Below are 14,561 nucleotides of genomic sequence, written 5' to 3' on the forward strand. Positions count from 1 at the left end.
CTGCTGGCCGAGGCGGGTCGGCGCGCGCTGGCCGACGGCGCGGCCGGGTCGGCGGTGCGGCTGCTGGACCACGCGCACCGGGTGCTGGCGAGCCAGGTCGACGTGGAGGTCCGCGCGGACGTGCTGGACTCGCTGCTGCCCGCGCTGTCCGCGGCGGGCCAGTTCGGGCGGGCGTTCGCGCTGGTGGACGCGGTGGCGGAGCTGACCGTCGCCGGGTTGAGCCGGGTGCGGCGGGCCGAGCTGCACACGAAGCTCGCGCAGGTGGCCGGCACGGCGGGCGAGTGGACCGACGGCATGGCGCACGTGGAGACGGCGCGCGCGCTGCTCGGCCGCGACGCCACCGACGAGCAGAACGCGCGGCTCGACGCCGTGGCCGCGTACCTGACGCTGTTCGTGCAGGGACCGGACCGGATCACGTCCGCCGAGTTCCTGGCCCGGCGCGCGGCCGAGGCGGCCCGGCGGGTGCCGCTGCCGGAGGTGGGCTGCGAGACGTGGCAGCTGCTGGGCGTGCTGGCGCGGGACCGGGACCTGGACGCGGCGCGGGACTGCTTCGCCCAGGCGCGCGCGCTGGCCGAGGAGCACGGGCTGCCGATCCAGCGGGTGTACGCGCTGGTGCGGCAGGCCGGTGTGGACTGGCTGGCCGACGGGTCGTCGGCGGAGCTGGTCGAGGCGCACGAGGAGGCGTTGCGGGTCGGCGCGATCACGCTGGCGTACAACGTGGACGCGATCCTCGGGCTGGACGCCGTGCTGCGCGGCCAGTACGCGGCGGCGTCGGCGAAGCTGGCGCGGACCGTCGAGAGCACCCGGCGGTTGCGGCTCAAGCAGGTGACGCTGTACGCGTTGATGGCGCAGGCGACGGCGGCCGCGCACCAGGGGCGGCGGTCCGACCTGGACGCCGCGATCGAGGAGTTCGACGAGGTCGGCGGCGTCGGGTCGCAGGAGCGGCCGCTGTGCTTCGGGTTGGCGCGGGCGTTCTGCGCGCTGCTGGAGGAGGACCGCGCGCTGGCGACGCGGGACGTGGCGCGGGCCATCGCGTACGAGGCCGAGACGCCCACGGTGTTCCACCTGTCCGGGATGCACGGCCTCCGACTGCTCCTGGGAGCGCTCTCGGGGGAGCTGGACCTCGACGGGCACCGGTCCGTGACGCGGTCCGCCGCCGCCGGGATGCGCTGGAACCGGGTGTTCGGGCAGTTCGCGCTGGCCGTGCTGCTGGGCCGGGCGGGACGGGACGCGGAGGCCGCGCAGGCCGTGCGGGTGGCGCGGGACGCGGCCGCGATCTACCCGCTGGCCCGGCACCTGGGGCTGCGGCTGGTGGCGGAGGCGGCCGTGGCCGACCGGTGGGGCGAGCCGGTGGCGTGGCTGCGCGTCGCCGAGGAGTTCTTCCACCAGGCGGGCCAGGCGGCGGTGGCCAGCGCGTGCCGCGGGCTGCTGCGGCAGCTGGGCGCGTCCGTGCCGCAGCGGCGCACCGGCTCCGACCAGGTGCCGCGCGACCTGCGGGCGCTGGGCGTGACCGTGCGGGAGTTCGAGGTGTTCCGGCTCCTCGCGGGCCGGCTGGGGAACAAGGCCATCGCCACCCGGCTGCACATCTCGCCGCGGACCGTGGAGAAGCACGTGGCGAGCCTGATCACGAAGACCGGTCGCGCCGACCGGGAGGCGTTGAGCGCCTGGTCCGAGTCGCTCGGACCCGCCGACCGGCCCTAGCCGCGCCCGCCGGGCTCCACTACACCTGATCCGGTGAGAATCCTCCAGGCAGTGGCGCTGACGGTCGTTCTCGGTGGTGGCTTGCTCGGCGGTGGTGTGGCCCAGGCCGCTCCCCCGCCCTCGTCGTCGCCGGACGTGACGCGCGGCCCGTGCGCGTACGAGAAGACGCCCGACGAACCGGCCGCCCGGCCCGTGCGCCTGCCGGCCGACCCGCGCCACACGCCGGACCGCGGCCACCCCGAAGTGCTGCTGAGCACCAACCAGGGCCCGATCCCGCTGGTGCTGGACCGCGCGCAGGCCCCGTGCACCGTCCAGAGCTTCCTGCACCTGGTGCAGCGGAAGTTCTACGACGAGACCACGTGCCACCGGCTCACGGCGTACCCGACGTTGAAGGTCCTCCAGTGCGGCGACCCGTCGAACACCGGCGAGGGCGGCCCCGGCTACCGGTACCGCGACGAGCTGCCGACCGACCTGGCGCCCGCGCCGAACGACCCGACCGGGCAGCGCCGCGTCTACCCCCGCGGCACGCTCGCGATGGCCAACGCCGGCCCCGACACCAACGGCAGCCAGTTCTTCCTGGTCACGTCGGACTCGGTGCTGCGGCCGAACTACACCGTCTTCGGCCGGATCACGCCCGAGGGCCTCGCCACGCTCGACCGGGTCGCGGCGGGCGGCGTCGCGCCGAACCCGGACAGCGCCGTGGACGGCCGACCGGCCCTGACCACGGACATCGCGCGGGCGAAGCGCGTCGGCTGACCGTCAGGAGGTGGGCGCGGTCACGCGGATGTCGGCGTTCCAGTCCGCGAAGCGGTGCAGGGTGCGCTGGAAGACGTTGTCCTCCAACGTCTTCAGCACCTGGTCCACCCGCACCGGCAGGTCGCCCGGGCCCACCCACACGGTCGCGGACGCGGTGAAGCCCGACTGGTAGGCCGCCTGCAGCCGGCCCCGGCGCGCCGCGTCACGGGTCTGCTCGGCCTGCGTCCTGAGGTCGACCAGCAGCGTGTACCGGCGCGTCGGCACGCCGTCGAGCGTCTCGTCGCCCTGCGCCACGATCAGGCTGCCGGCGAGGGACTTCACCACGGCCGCGGGGTCCACCTCGTCGGGCAGGCCGGCGACCGTGGTGTCGGACCGCACGGGCGCGCGCTCGGCGAGGTCGTGCCTGGTCCACGGGCCGCCGGAGGTGCGGGAGTAGCCCGCGTCGGCGAGCACCACGACGTCGGTGTCCGAGTCGTCGCGCAACGCCAGGAGCCGGCCCTCGCGGGCGCGCAGCAGGCCGCCGTCGAGCGTCACCTTGAGCCCCGACAGGGTGGTCTCGGCGTCGAACCTGACGGACCGCTGCTCGTCGGCGCGGGCCGCGAGCGTGGTGATCAGCGTCGCGCTGTCGTCCGCGGCGGGGCCCAGGGTCGGCGTCGGCAGCCCGGTCCGCTCCGCGCAGCCCGCGAGTCCCACCGCGACCAGCGCCAACGCGACTACGGACCTGCGCATGACTCCCCCCGGCGGACGGCGACCACGTCCATCCTCCCCCACCCGCGCCGAATAAGGGGTGCGAACCCGGAAAGTGGCTGGGCTACGGTCTTGTCATGCCCTCTGTGCTCTCCGTGAACGTCGGTTCCCGAGTCGAGTTCGACCAAGCCGCCGTCGGCCACACCGGGATCGGCAAGCGCCCCGTCGCCGGGCCCGTGGACGTCCGGGCGCCCGGTCCGCGCGGGTCCGGCGGCAGCGGCCTCGTCGGCGACCACGTCTCCGACCTGCGCCACCACGGCGGCGACGACCAGGCCGTCTACGCGTACGCGCGGGAGGACCTGGACGCGTGGTCGGCCGACCTGGGGCGCGACCTGCCGCCGGGCCTGTTCGGGGAGAACCTGACCACGGTCGGCGTGGACGTGTCGGGCGCGCGCGTGGGCGAGCGGTGGCGGATCGGCGGGCTGCTGCTGCAGGTGACGTGCCCGCGCATCCCGTGCCGGACGTTCGCCGGCGTGATGGAGGAGCGCGGGTGGGTGAAGACGTTCACCGCGCGGGCGTGGCCCGGCGCGTACCTGAAGGTGCTGGAGCCCGGATCGGTCACGGCGGGTGACGAGATCGTGGTCGAGCACCGGCCCGACCACGACGTCACGATGTCGGTCGCCTTCCGGGCCCTGACGTTGGAGCCGGAGTTGCTGCCGAGCCTGGCCCCGGCCGCGGACGACCTGCCCGAAGAGCTGCGACGCCGGGTCGAACGGCGGTCGTTCGACCCGGCGTGACCACTGGGCGCCGGCTCAGCCGAGGGCGGAGAGCTTCTCGAACTCCTCGTCGGTCAGCTTGATGCCGGCCGCCGCGGTGTTCTCCTCCAGGTGCGCGATCGACGACGTGCCGGGGATCGGGAGCACGACGGGCGACTTGCGCAGCAGCCAGGCGAGCGCCAGCTGGGCGGGGGTGGCCTCGTGCTCCTGGGCCGCCGCGTCCAGCACGCCGCCCGGGCGCGCCAGGTCGCCGGTCGCGACCGGGAACCACGGGATGAACGCGATGTTGTGCTCGGTGGTGTGCTCCAGCACGGCCTCGTGCTGCCGGTTGGCCAGGTTGTAGAGGTTCTGCACGCTGACGATCGGCGCGACCTCCTGGGCGGCCTTCAGCTGGTCGACGTCCACCTCGGACAGTCCGATGTGCCGGATCTTGCCCTCGTCCTGCAGCTTGCGCAGCTCGCCGACCTGGTCCTCCAGCGCCACCTCGGGGTCGATGCGGTGCAGCTGGTACAGGTCGATCCGCTCCACGCCGAGCCGGACGAGGCTGGTCTCGACGGCCTGCCGCAGGTAGGCGGGCTTGCCGAGGGTGATCCACTCGTTCGGGCCGGTGCGCAGCAGGCCGCCCTTGGTCGCGATGACCAGGTCGTCCGCGTACGGGTGCAGCGCCTGCCTGATCAGCTCCTCGTTGATGTGCGGGCCGTACGAGTCGGCGGTGTCGATGAAGTTGATGCCCAGCTCCACCGCGCGGCGCAGCACGGCGATCGCGTTGTCGCGGTCGGCCGGGTAGCCCCAGATGCCCTCGCCGGTGAGCCGCATCGCGCCGTAGCCCAGGCGGTTGACGGTCAGGTCGCCACCCAGGGAAAAGGTCTCAGACACCTTTGGTGCTCCTCGAAGCTTGTGGTGCGAACGGTCCTTCTCCCGCGCCAACCCGACGGAGTGGGCCGGTTGTTCCCGTTCGGGGGAACAAGGTGCGGTCAGCGTCCATCTGGCGGACATCGTGAAGACGTTTCGTGTTTCTAGGGTGGGAGCCGACCGGGCGTCGGACCACCGAGGAGCCTTCACCGATGATCACCCTGCCAGCCGTCCGCCTCGCCGTCGCGGCGACCGCCGCGCTGCTGCTGACCTCCCTGCCCGCGGCCACCGCGCACGCCGCCACCGCGACCGGCGGCACCGCGGTGGGCGTCCACAACGCCTACACGCAGGCCACCGCCCCGTACCTCGTCGACGTGCTGGACCGGAAGCCCGGTCTCGTCGAGCTGGACGTGTGGTCGAACTTCCTGTTCAGCCGCGACTTCCAGGTCGGGCACGACCCCGGCAACGCCAACAACTGCGCCCGCGCCACCACCTACGCCGAGCTGCGCACCGGCGCCCGCAACCAGAACCTCGCCGGCTGCCTGCGCAACATCCGGCTCTGGCACGACCGCAACCCCGCGCACCCGCCCGTGGTGCTCAAGGTCGAGTTCAAGAACGGCTTCGACGACCGCGGCGGCTTCGGTCCCGACGAGTTCGACCGGCTCGTCGCCGACACGCTCGGCGCGTCCTCGGTCTTCGGACCCGCGCAGCTCCTCGGGGCGCACGCCACGCTGGACGCCGCCGCCCGCGCCAGCGCGTGGCCGCACCGCTCCGCGCTGGCCGGGAAGTTCGTCGTCCTGGTGGAGAACGGCACGTTCGAGCTGGGCAACCCCTTCGACAACTACGACACCGACCTGGAGTACGCGGACCGGCTGATCGCCGCGCGCGCCGCCGGCACGCTGGCCTCGGCGTTCGCGTTCCCGGCGATCAACGGCGCGTCGCAGGCCGACCCGCGCGTCGGCGACCGCGGCGGCGCGCGTGCGCCGTGGTTCGTGGCGTTCGACGGCAGCGCGTCGGCGTACGCGGGCTGGCCGGGCGACTCGTACCTGGGCGGCCACTACCTCGTGGTGATGACCGACGCGCACGCCGTGGCGCCGGCGATCGACGCGCGCACCCCGTCCGTGGCCGACGCGCAGGCCAGGGTGCGGCTGCTGGCCGCGAAGGGCGCGACCATCGTGTCCAGCGACTGGGTCGATCCCGCGATCGTGGGCTACACGGTCGGGTGAGCGGTCGGGGGCCTGACGCCTGGCGCGGCGTCGGGCCCCGTGCCGGCCTACTGCTTGGCGACCAGGGTGAGCACGTCGTACTTGGCGACGGATTCACCCTTCTGGTTGACCAGGTCGGCGTCCCAGCGGACCTCGCCGTAGTCCTGGTCCTCGCGGGGCGTGATCTGCTTCGCCGTCAACGTCACGGTCAGCTCGTCGCCGGGGAACGTCGGAGTGAGGAACCGCAGGTTCTCCAGCCCGTAGTTGGCGAGCACCGGCCCCGGCTCGGGCGACACGAACAGGCCCGCCGCGAACGACACCACCAGGTACCCGTGCGCGACCCGGCCGCCGAAGAACGGGTTCGCCGCCGCGGCCTCCTCGTCCATGTGCGCGTAGAACGTGTCGCCGGTGAACTCGGCGAAGTGCTCGATGTCCGCCAGCGCCACGGTCCGCGGGCCGGCGACGACCGTGTCGCCGATCCTCAGATCCCGCAACGACTTCCGGAACGGGTGCACGTCCGACTCGGTGCGCGGCGCGCCCGTGACCCACTGCCCCGTGACGGCGGTCAACACCCGCGGGCTGGCCTGCACGGCGGTGCGCTGCATGTGGTGCAGCACACCGCGGATGCCGCCCATCTCCTCGCCGCCGCCCGCGCGCCCCGGTCCACCGTGGACCAACGCCGGGAGCGGCGAGCCGTGGCCCGTCGACTCCTTGGCGTCGTCGCGGTCGAGCACCAGCATGCGGCCGTGCCACGGCGACACGCCCAGCACGACGTCCCGCGCGAAGTCCGCGTCGTACGTGACGACCGAGCCGACCAGGCTGCCCGCGCCCCGTGCGGCCAGCTCCACGGCGTGCTCGGTGTCGCGGTAGGCCATGAGCGTCGACACCGGCCCGAACGCCTCCACCTCGTGCGGCTGCGGCCGGTCCGGGTCGGCCTTCAGCAGCACCGGCGACAGGAACGCGCCGCGCTCGGCGTCGGCGTCCACCACGTCGACGCGGTCCGGCGAGCCGTGGACGACGTCGGCCGCCTCCAGCAGCGCCTTCAGCGACCGCCGGACCTCCTCCCGCTGCTCCAACCCGGCCAGCGCGCCCATCCGCACGGTCTCGTTCGCCGGGTTGCCGATCACGACCTTCGCCAGCCGGGCGCTCGCCGCCTCCGCGACGGCGTCCAGCAGCGGGGCGGGGACCAGCGCGCGCCGGATCGCGGTGCACTTCTGGCCCGCCTTGACCGTCATCTCGCTGACGAGCTGCTTGACGAACAGGTCGAACTCGGGCGTGCCCGCGACCGCGTCCGGGCCGAGGATCGAGCAGTTCAGGGAGTCCGCCTCGGCGTTGAAGCGCACGCTGTGGCGCACCACGGCGGGGTGCGTGCGCAGCACCTGGGCGGTCGACGCGGACCCCGTGAAGCCGACCAGGTCCTGGCCGGTCAGGTGGTCCAGCAGGTCGCCCGCGCTGCCGGAGACCAGCTGCAGCGAGCCCTCGGGCAGCAGGCCGGAGGCGAGCATCAGCTCGACCAGCTTCTCGGTGATGTAGGCGGTCTGCGAGGCGGGCTTGATCAGGGACGGCACGCCCGCGATGAACGCGGGGGCGAACTTCTCCAGCGGGCCCCACATGGGGAAGTTGAAGGCGTTGATCTGCACGGCGACGCCCCGCAGCGGGGTGGCGATGTGGCGGCCGACGAACGTGCCGCCGCGGCTCAGCGGCTCGACCGCGCCGTCCACGAGCACCTTGTCGTTGGGCAGCTCGCGCTTCGCCTTGCTCGCGTAGCCGAACAGCACGCCGATGCCGCCGTCCACGTCGATGAGCGAGTCGGTCTTCGTGGCCCCGGAGCGGGCGGACAGGGCGTACAGCTCCTCGCGGTGTTCCCGCAGGTGGGATGCCAGCGCCTTGAGCAGGGCCGCGCGCTGGTGGAACGTCAGCTCCCGCAGCGCCGGGCCGCCGACGCGTCGCCCGTGGTCCAGGGCGGCCGCCATGTCGATCCCCTGGGACGAGATGCGGGCGATCTCCTCGCCGGTCACGGCGTCGTGCAGCGGCGCGCCCTCGGCGGACGGCGTGTGCCAGCGACCGGACACGTAGCTGCGCAGCATGGCCATCGGGTGTCGACCTCCTTGTCGGGCCGGTGGGTGTCCCGGCATGACCGACAGTAAAGCGCCCGCACTTTCATCGTGACTTGATTAAAGGCTATGCAGTAAGTTCTGGCCTGGCTGCCGCCAGAGTGAAGGGAGTGTCAATGAGGACACGAGTGGTGGTGAGCGCGGTCGTGCTCGCCTTCAGCGGGCTTGCCGGGCCCGCCGTGCAAGCCGCCCCGGCGAACAACGCCGACGTGGGCACGATGGCCGTCACCTTCGCCGACGAGTTCAACGGCCCGGCGGGCACGCGGGTCGACGGCTCCAAGTGGAACACCGAGGTCGGCGACAACGGTGGCGCGAACCGCGAGCACCAGTACTACACCACCTCCGCGAGCAACGCGGCGATGGACGGCGCGGGCAACCTCGTGATCACCGCGCGCCGCGAGAACCCCGGCAACTACAACTGCTGGTACGGCCGGTGCCAGTACACGTCGGCGCGGATCAACACGTCCGGCAAGTTCACCACGACCTACGGCAAGGTCGAGGCGCGGATGAAGATGCCGCGCGGCAAGGGCATCTGGCCCGCGTTCTGGATGCTCGGCCAGGACATCGGCCAGGTCGGGTGGCCCAACAGCGGCGAGATCGACATCATGGAGTTCCTGGGCCACGACCAGGACACCGTGTACGGCACCATCCACGGTCCGGGCTACTCCGGAGCGGGCGGCATCGGCATGCCGTTCAACGGACCCAACTTCGCCGACGCCTTCCACACGTTCGCCATCGAGTGGAGCCCCCAGGGCATCGCGTGGTCCGTGGACGGCAACGTCTACCAGCGCCGCACCCCCGCCGACCTGGGCAGCAGGCAGTGGGTGTTCAACAAGCCGTTCTTCATCATCCTGAACCTGGCGGTCGGCGGTGAGTGGCCGGGCTACCCGGACGCGACCACCGTGTTCCCGCAGCAGTTCGTCATCGACTACGTGCGCGTGTCGACGCTGGACAGCAACCCGCCCGCGGGCGGCCGGATCACCGGCATCGGCGGCAAGTGCGTCGACGTGGCCGGCGCGAACTCCGCCAACGGCACCCCCGTGCAACTGTGGGACTGCAACGGCACGGCGGCGCAGCAGTGGTCCCGCCCGGGCGACGGCACCATCCGCGCGCTCGGCAAGTGCCTGGACGCGGCGGCGGGCGGCACGGCCGACGGCACGCTCGTCCAGCTGTGGGACTGCAACGGGACCGGCGCGCAGAAGTGGGCGGTGAGCGCCGCCAACGACATCGTCAACATCCAGGCGAACAAGTGCCTGGACGCGCAGAACAACAGCTCCGCCAACGGCACCCGGCTCCAACTGTGGACGTGCGCCGGCACCGCCAACCAGAAGTGGAACGTCGCCTGACCCCGTCCCCCGAACCCCAACCAGACCACCCAAGCCACGTCCCCGAGCCGCCCGCGTCCACCGCCTCCCCGGCGGACGCGGGCGGCCGCGTCTCACCCCTTCCTCCCCACCACGCAGATCACAACCATCCGGCCCAGCCAGGCGGGCAGACATGCGGTGGGGCAGGTGGCCGAGGGCAGGTGGCCGGGCGGGCCGGCGGCCTGGCGGGCGGGTGGGCTGGCCTGGCGGGCGGGTTGGCGGCCTAGCGGGCTGGCTCGGCGAGCGGCCGGAATGCCCCCTTGCCCACCACCGTTGGTGTACGTCGTGAGGCTTTCCGTGCTGGACCGGTCGCGGGTGCGCGTGGGGCACAGTCATGCCGAGGCGCTGCGTGACACGGTCGCATTCGCCCGAGAAGCGGAGCAGCTCGGCTATCACAGGTTCTGGGTGTCCGAGCACCACGGCGTGCCCGGCGTGGCGGGCTCCGCCCCGACCGTGCTGGCCGCCGCCGTGGCCGCCGCGACGTCCCGCATCCGCGTCGGCACCGGAGGCGTGATGCTGCCCAACCACCAGCCGCTGGTCGTGGCCGAGCAGTTCGGGGTGCTGGAATCCCTCTTCCCCGGCCGGATCGACATGGGCCTGGGACGGTCGGTCGGCTTCATCGAAGCGGTCCGCAAGGCCCTCGGGCACGACAAGGAGGACGCCGCCGACTTCGGCCCGAGGCTCGCCGAGCTGCTGGGCTACTTCACCGGCGACCAAGCGGTGCGCGGCTACCCCGCCGACGGCCTGCGCGTCTGCCCGTTCGTCCTGGCCACCGGCGCCGGCGCCAAGGTCGCCGCGGCACACGGCGTGCCACTGGTCATCGGCGCCTTCCGAGGCGAAGAAGCCATGCTCGAAGCCATCACCACGTACCGCACCGAGTTCCGCCCGTCACCGTGGGCCGAAAAGCCCTACGTGATGATCTCCTCAACGGTGGCCGTGGCCGACACCACCGAAGACGCCTGGCGACTCCTGGTGCCCGAGGCGTGGTCCATCGCCTACTCGAGGACAAGGGGCGAATTCCCGCCCCTGAGCCCGCCGGAAGACATCCTCGCCACCCCCATGACCGCCCGTGAGCGGAAGTTCTTCGAGCAGTCCCTCCAAGGCCACATCCACGGCACCCCACCCGAGGTGGCCAAGGCCCTGGACGCCTTGATCGACCGCACCCACGCCGACGAAGTCCTGGTCACCACCAGCACCCACGACCGTGCCGCGATGCTCGACTCCTACCGACAACTGGCGGCCCTGTACGACTAGCCCCAGCGGCAACTAGTCCCCGCGACCCTCGCCCGCGACGTTGGCACGCTCAACCAACTCGACCTCGATGAACGCCCCGATCATCGCCCGCCACACCGCCTCGGCGACCGCAGGCTCCAACCCCGCCTCCAGAGCCCGCTCCCGAACCGACGCGATCACCCGAGCAACCCGGTCCGGCGCCCGGACAGCCTGATCGTCAACCTTGAAAGCCGCCGCCGCCCGCACCAGCCCTTGCCGCTGCGCCAGCAGCCGGACCAGTTCAGAGTCGATCGAATCAATCCGAGCACGGACCTCGGCGAGCGAAGCAGGTTCAGCCACCCGCACATCATCCACGCGCGCCCTCGGCACCCACACTGCGGTCGGCCGCGCGCGAGACGGCGGGTGGCCCGGCAACAGGTGGTCGGCACAGGGCGGCACCAGGCGTCCGCGCCACGCCAACGGGAGGCAGGGGCGGTTCGACCGGCACCGGTGACCAGTCGGCGGGCAACGTCACTCCGCTAGTGGGTGGTGCCGGCGGAGGCGCTGCGGGCACCACCGGCACCGGCGGCGGCTTGTCGGTGCCGCGCCGGGTCGAGTGTGGGGTCCATCGAGCAGCCGCCGCCGGACGGGCCGCGTTCGACCAGTGCAGGCGGCGGGTGCCTGCAGCGGCCGGCGGGCGGTGTCGCGGTGTGGTGGGTCAGTGGTCGCGTTGTTGTTCGGCCAGGAAGCGTTCGAACTCGGCGCCGATCTCGTCCGCCGTGGGGAGCGGCTCGTCCTCGGCCACCAGGAGGTTCTCCGAGGCCTCGGTGAAGGCGTCGTACTGACGCTCCAAGGCCTCGACCACCTGGGCGACCTCGGACGACTCCGCCACCTGCCTGGCGATCTCGGCGTCGGTCCGCTGGGCCGCCTCGTTCAGGGCGGCGGCCTGGACCACCAGGCCCGTCGACTTGGTCAGCGCCTGGAGCAGTCCGAGCGCGGCCGCCGGGTAGGTGCCCTGCGCCAGGTAGTGCGGGACGTAGGCGGCGAAGCCCATGGCGTCGTGGCCGGCCTGACCGAGCCGCAGCTCCAGCAGCGCCGACAGGTTGCCCGGCACCTGCACCCGGCTGAACGGCGAGCTCTCCGTGATCAGCTCCGGCCTCGTGGCGTGGGAGATCACGGACAGCTTCCGGGTGTGCGGCACCCCCATCGGGATGCCGTGGAAGCTGATGGCGAGCCGCAGCCCCCACCGCTCGACCAGCGCCCGCACCGCCTCGGCCACCGCTTCCCACCTCCGGTCCGGCTCGGGGCCGGTCATCAGCAGGAACGGCGTGCCCACGGCGTCGTGCAGCAGGTGGACGACCAGCTCGGGCGCGTCGTAGTCCTCCCACCGGTCGGTGGCGTAGGTCATCGTCGGCCGCCGGGCGCGGTAGTCGATCAGGTCGTCGATGTCGAACCGGGCGATCACCCGGTGCTCGTGCACCTCGAGCAGGTGGGCGACGAGCACCGCACCAGCCGCGCCGGCGTCCATGAAGCCGCTGAAGTGGTGCAGCAGCACCGCTCCACTCAGGTCCGGGACGTCGGAGTCGACCTCGAACAGATCCTCCGGGTCCAGCGCCACCTCGTGCCTCCCCAAGTCTTCACATGCCAGTCCTCCTTTCCGTCAACGTCGACCGACCACTGATCCATTCCCCGATCCCGTCGAGCATCCGGGCCAAGCCGAATTCGAAGAGCGTGTCCAACCTCATGTCCAGCTCGGTGCCGAGCACCTGGCTGAACGTCGGGAACCGACCGGTGGCGGCGATGTCCAGCAGGGCCGGCGCCTGCTGGTCGATCCACTCGTCACCGGTGATCCCGGTGTGCCGCCGCTGTTCGGCCTCGGGCTCGATGTTGACCGCGACACCTCGCACGAAGCCGAACACCGTCACCGCGGCGTGCATTCTCTCTTCCAGGCTCAACCCCTTCCCTTCGAGCGCGCTCAGCACCCACTCGGTGTGCGCCACCGCGCTGGGCAACAGCTGTGGCCTGGTCAGTGACATCGCGGGCGCCAGCCAGGGGTGCCGCTGGAACAGCCTCCACTGCAACCGGGCGGAAACCTCCAGTCGTTCCCGCCAGGTCTCGGGCGCAGGGTCGGGCAACTCCTCCTTCCGCAACACGTGGTCGATCATGCGCAACACCAGTTCGTCCTTGTTCTCGACGTGCCGGTACAACGACATGGTCGCCACACCCAGCTCGGACGCCACCCGCCGCATCGACAACCCGTCGAGCCCGTCCGCGTCGGCGACGCGGACCCCCGCGAGGACCAGTCGCTCACCGGACAGGTCGGTCTGCTGCGCGCGCGGCCGCGCGACCTCCCCCACCGACTCGGACACGACCGTGCCCACACCGGCCACCGGACGGACGATGCCCTCGGCGCGCAAGGACAGCAACGCCTTGGTCGCCGTGGCCATCGCGACGTCCCACGTCACCGTGATCTCGCGCGTCGACGGCACCCGATCACCGGGGCGCAGTTCCCCCGACTCGATCCGTTCGCGAATCGCGCGCGCTATCCGCTCGTAGATCGCGTCAGTCATGCCCGCCTCCTCGAAGGTAGTGCACCAAAGCCTAGCGCACTAGTGCACTATCGAGTGATTGACGAGGTAAGACGGATATGTACGCTGTACGCATGAACACCGTACTGATCTCCGGCGCCAGCGTCGCCGGCCCTGCCCTGGCCTACTGGCTGCGCCACCACGGCTTCGCCCCGACCGTCGTCGAGCGCGCACCCGCGCCCCGGCCCGGCGGCCAGGCGGTCGACCTGCGAGGCACGGCGCGCGAGGTCGCGGAGCGCATGGGCGTGCTCGACCAGGTGCGCGCCGCGCACACGGGCGCGAGAGGCATGGCGTTCGTGAACGCGGCGGGCAGACCCACGGCGACCATGTCGTCGGACACGATGGGCGACTCGGGCGGCGCCATCGCGGAACTGGAGATCCTGCGGGGCGACCTGGTCCGCATCCTCCACGAGGCGACGGCGTCCGGGGTCGAGTACGTCTTCGGCGACGGCGTCACCTCGCTCACCGAGACGGACCGGGGCGTGGAGGTGACCTTCGAGCGCGGCGCTCCCCGCACGTTCGACCTGGTCGTCGGCGCGGACGGGCTGCACTCCAAGGTCCGGTCGCTGGCGTTCGGGCCCGAGGAGGCGTTCGCGCACGACCTCGGCGCCTACATCTCCACCTTCACCACGACCCGGCGGGAAGACCTGGACGGCCGGCAGCTGCTGCACACCGTTCCCGGCCGGACCGCGGGCCTCTATCCCACGCCGGGTGGCGGGGCGAAGGCGATGTTCGTGTTCGCCTCGCCGCCGCTGGAGCACGACCGGCGCGACACCGCGTGGCAGCGCCGGCTGGTCGCCACCGCGTTCGCCGGTGACGGGTGGGAGGTGCCGCGGCTGCTCGACGACCTGCGAACGGCTCCCGACTTCTACTTCGACCGGCTCTGTCAGATCCGGATGGACACGTGGTCGCGCGGGCGGATCGCGCTGCTGGGCGACGCGGCGTTCTGCGCGTCCCCGATGGCGGGCGACGGCACCAGCATGGCGTTGGTCGGCGCGTACGTCCTCGCGGGCGAGCTGGCCACGGCGCCGGGCCACCGGACGGCGTTCCGCAGATACGAGGAGGTGATGCGCGAGTACGTGACCCGCTGCCAGAAGTTCGCGCTGGGCGGGGTGGACAGCCTGATGCCGAAGTCGCGGGTGTTCATCCGCCTGCGGGACTTCACGTTGCGCGTCGTGCCCCACATCCCCGGCGGGGCGAGGCTGTTCGGCGGTCTGCAGAAGATCGCGAACACGGTGTCCCTGAAGGACTACGTGCCGCGGAGCTTGACCTCCAGCTGACTCCAGGTCCTACGTTCCGGGCATGG

13 protein-coding genes are annotated in these 14,561 nt (G+C 72.4%); 7 read left to right on the forward strand and 6 right to left on the reverse strand.

Features of this window, described 5'->3' with window-relative positions; all coding sequences use genetic code 11:
• On the forward strand, window positions 1-1,701 hold a 1,701-nt coding region (locus tag ACFQ3T_RS08335; protein WP_380721980.1), incomplete at its 5' end, for a helix-turn-helix transcriptional regulator.
• A gap of 33 nt (window positions 1,702-1,734) precedes the next feature.
• Window positions 1,735-2,457 (forward strand): peptidylprolyl isomerase, encoded by a 723-nt coding sequence (locus tag ACFQ3T_RS08340; RefSeq protein ID WP_380721982.1) that lies wholly within the window; start codon window positions 1,735-1,737, stop codon window positions 2,455-2,457.
• A gap of 3 nt (window positions 2,458-2,460) precedes the next feature.
• Here the strand turns inward: ACFQ3T_RS08340 and ACFQ3T_RS08345 are convergent, their stop codons facing one another.
• Entirely contained in the window at window positions 2,461-3,186 is a 726-nt protein-coding gene (locus tag ACFQ3T_RS08345; RefSeq protein ID WP_380721984.1) for a hypothetical protein, read from the reverse strand.
• A 95-nt stretch (window positions 3,187-3,281) separates the two neighbouring features.
• Between ACFQ3T_RS08345 and ACFQ3T_RS08350 the strand changes: the two genes are divergently transcribed.
• Window positions 3,282-3,941, forward strand: a complete 660-nt coding sequence (locus tag ACFQ3T_RS08350; protein ID WP_380721986.1) for an MOSC domain-containing protein — start codon at window positions 3,282-3,284, stop codon at window positions 3,939-3,941.
• A 15-nt stretch (window positions 3,942-3,956) separates the two neighbouring features.
• Here ACFQ3T_RS08350 and ACFQ3T_RS08355 read toward each other — a convergent pair whose 3' ends face one another.
• On the reverse strand, window positions 3,957-4,796 hold the full coding sequence (locus ACFQ3T_RS08355) for an aldo/keto reductase (RefSeq protein WP_380721988.1): 840 nt from the start codon (window positions 4,794-4,796) through the stop codon (window positions 3,957-3,959).
• A 188-nt stretch (window positions 4,797-4,984) separates the two neighbouring features.
• On the opposite strand from ACFQ3T_RS08355, the gene ACFQ3T_RS08360 reads away from it, so the two are divergent.
• Window positions 4,985-5,998 (forward strand): phosphatidylinositol-specific phospholipase C domain-containing protein, encoded by a 1,014-nt coding sequence (locus ACFQ3T_RS08360; protein ID WP_380721990.1) that lies wholly within the window; start codon window positions 4,985-4,987, stop codon window positions 5,996-5,998.
• A gap of 47 nt (window positions 5,999-6,045) precedes the next feature.
• Here ACFQ3T_RS08360 and paaZ read toward each other — a convergent pair whose 3' ends face one another.
• Window positions 6,046-8,070 (reverse strand): phenylacetic acid degradation bifunctional protein PaaZ, encoded by a 2,025-nt coding sequence (gene paaZ, locus ACFQ3T_RS08365; RefSeq protein WP_380721992.1) that lies wholly within the window; start codon window positions 8,068-8,070, stop codon window positions 6,046-6,048.
• A gap of 137 nt (window positions 8,071-8,207) precedes the next feature.
• On the opposite strand from paaZ, the gene ACFQ3T_RS08370 reads away from it, so the two are divergent.
• Both ACFQ3T_RS08370 and ACFQ3T_RS08375 read left to right on the forward strand, forming a co-directional pair.
• Window positions 8,208-9,437, forward strand: a complete 1,230-nt coding sequence (locus ACFQ3T_RS08370; RefSeq protein ID WP_380721994.1) for a family 16 glycosylhydrolase — start codon at window positions 8,208-8,210, stop codon at window positions 9,435-9,437.
• Between the two features lie 270 nt (window positions 9,438-9,707).
• Window positions 9,708-10,709: an LLM class flavin-dependent oxidoreductase gene (locus ACFQ3T_RS08375; RefSeq protein WP_380721996.1), complete on the forward strand. Its 1,002-nt coding sequence runs from the start codon at window positions 9,708-9,710 to the stop codon at window positions 10,707-10,709.
• A gap of 12 nt (window positions 10,710-10,721) precedes the next feature.
• On the opposite strand, the gene ACFQ3T_RS08380 is transcribed toward ACFQ3T_RS08375, so the two are convergent.
• The 3 genes from ACFQ3T_RS08380 to ACFQ3T_RS08390 form a co-directional block, all read right to left on the reverse strand.
• Window positions 10,722-11,027 (reverse strand): chorismate mutase, encoded by a 306-nt coding sequence (locus ACFQ3T_RS08380; RefSeq protein ID WP_380721998.1) that lies wholly within the window; start codon window positions 11,025-11,027, stop codon window positions 10,722-10,724.
• 358 nt (window positions 11,028-11,385) lie between these two features.
• Complete coding sequence (locus tag ACFQ3T_RS08385; RefSeq protein WP_380722042.1) at window positions 11,386-12,285, reverse strand: proteasome assembly chaperone family protein; 900 nt, start codon at window positions 12,283-12,285, stop codon at window positions 11,386-11,388.
• A 19-nt stretch (window positions 12,286-12,304) separates the two neighbouring features.
• Window positions 12,305-13,237: a TetR/AcrR family transcriptional regulator C-terminal domain-containing protein gene (locus ACFQ3T_RS08390; RefSeq protein WP_380722000.1), complete on the reverse strand. Its 933-nt coding sequence runs from the start codon at window positions 13,235-13,237 to the stop codon at window positions 12,305-12,307.
• Window positions 13,238-13,329: 92 nt separating this feature from the next.
• Here ACFQ3T_RS08390 and ACFQ3T_RS08395 point away from each other — a divergent pair, with 92 nt between their 5' ends.
• Window positions 13,330-14,535, forward strand: a complete 1,206-nt coding sequence (locus ACFQ3T_RS08395; protein ID WP_380722002.1) for an FAD-dependent monooxygenase — start codon at window positions 13,330-13,332, stop codon at window positions 14,533-14,535.
• Window positions 14,536-14,561: the final 26 nt, after the last annotated feature.

Source organism: Saccharothrix hoggarensis (genome assembly GCF_042678885.1).
In the GTDB taxonomy this organism is placed as follows: domain Bacteria; phylum Actinomycetota; class Actinomycetes; order Mycobacteriales; family Pseudonocardiaceae; genus Actinosynnema; species Actinosynnema hoggarensis.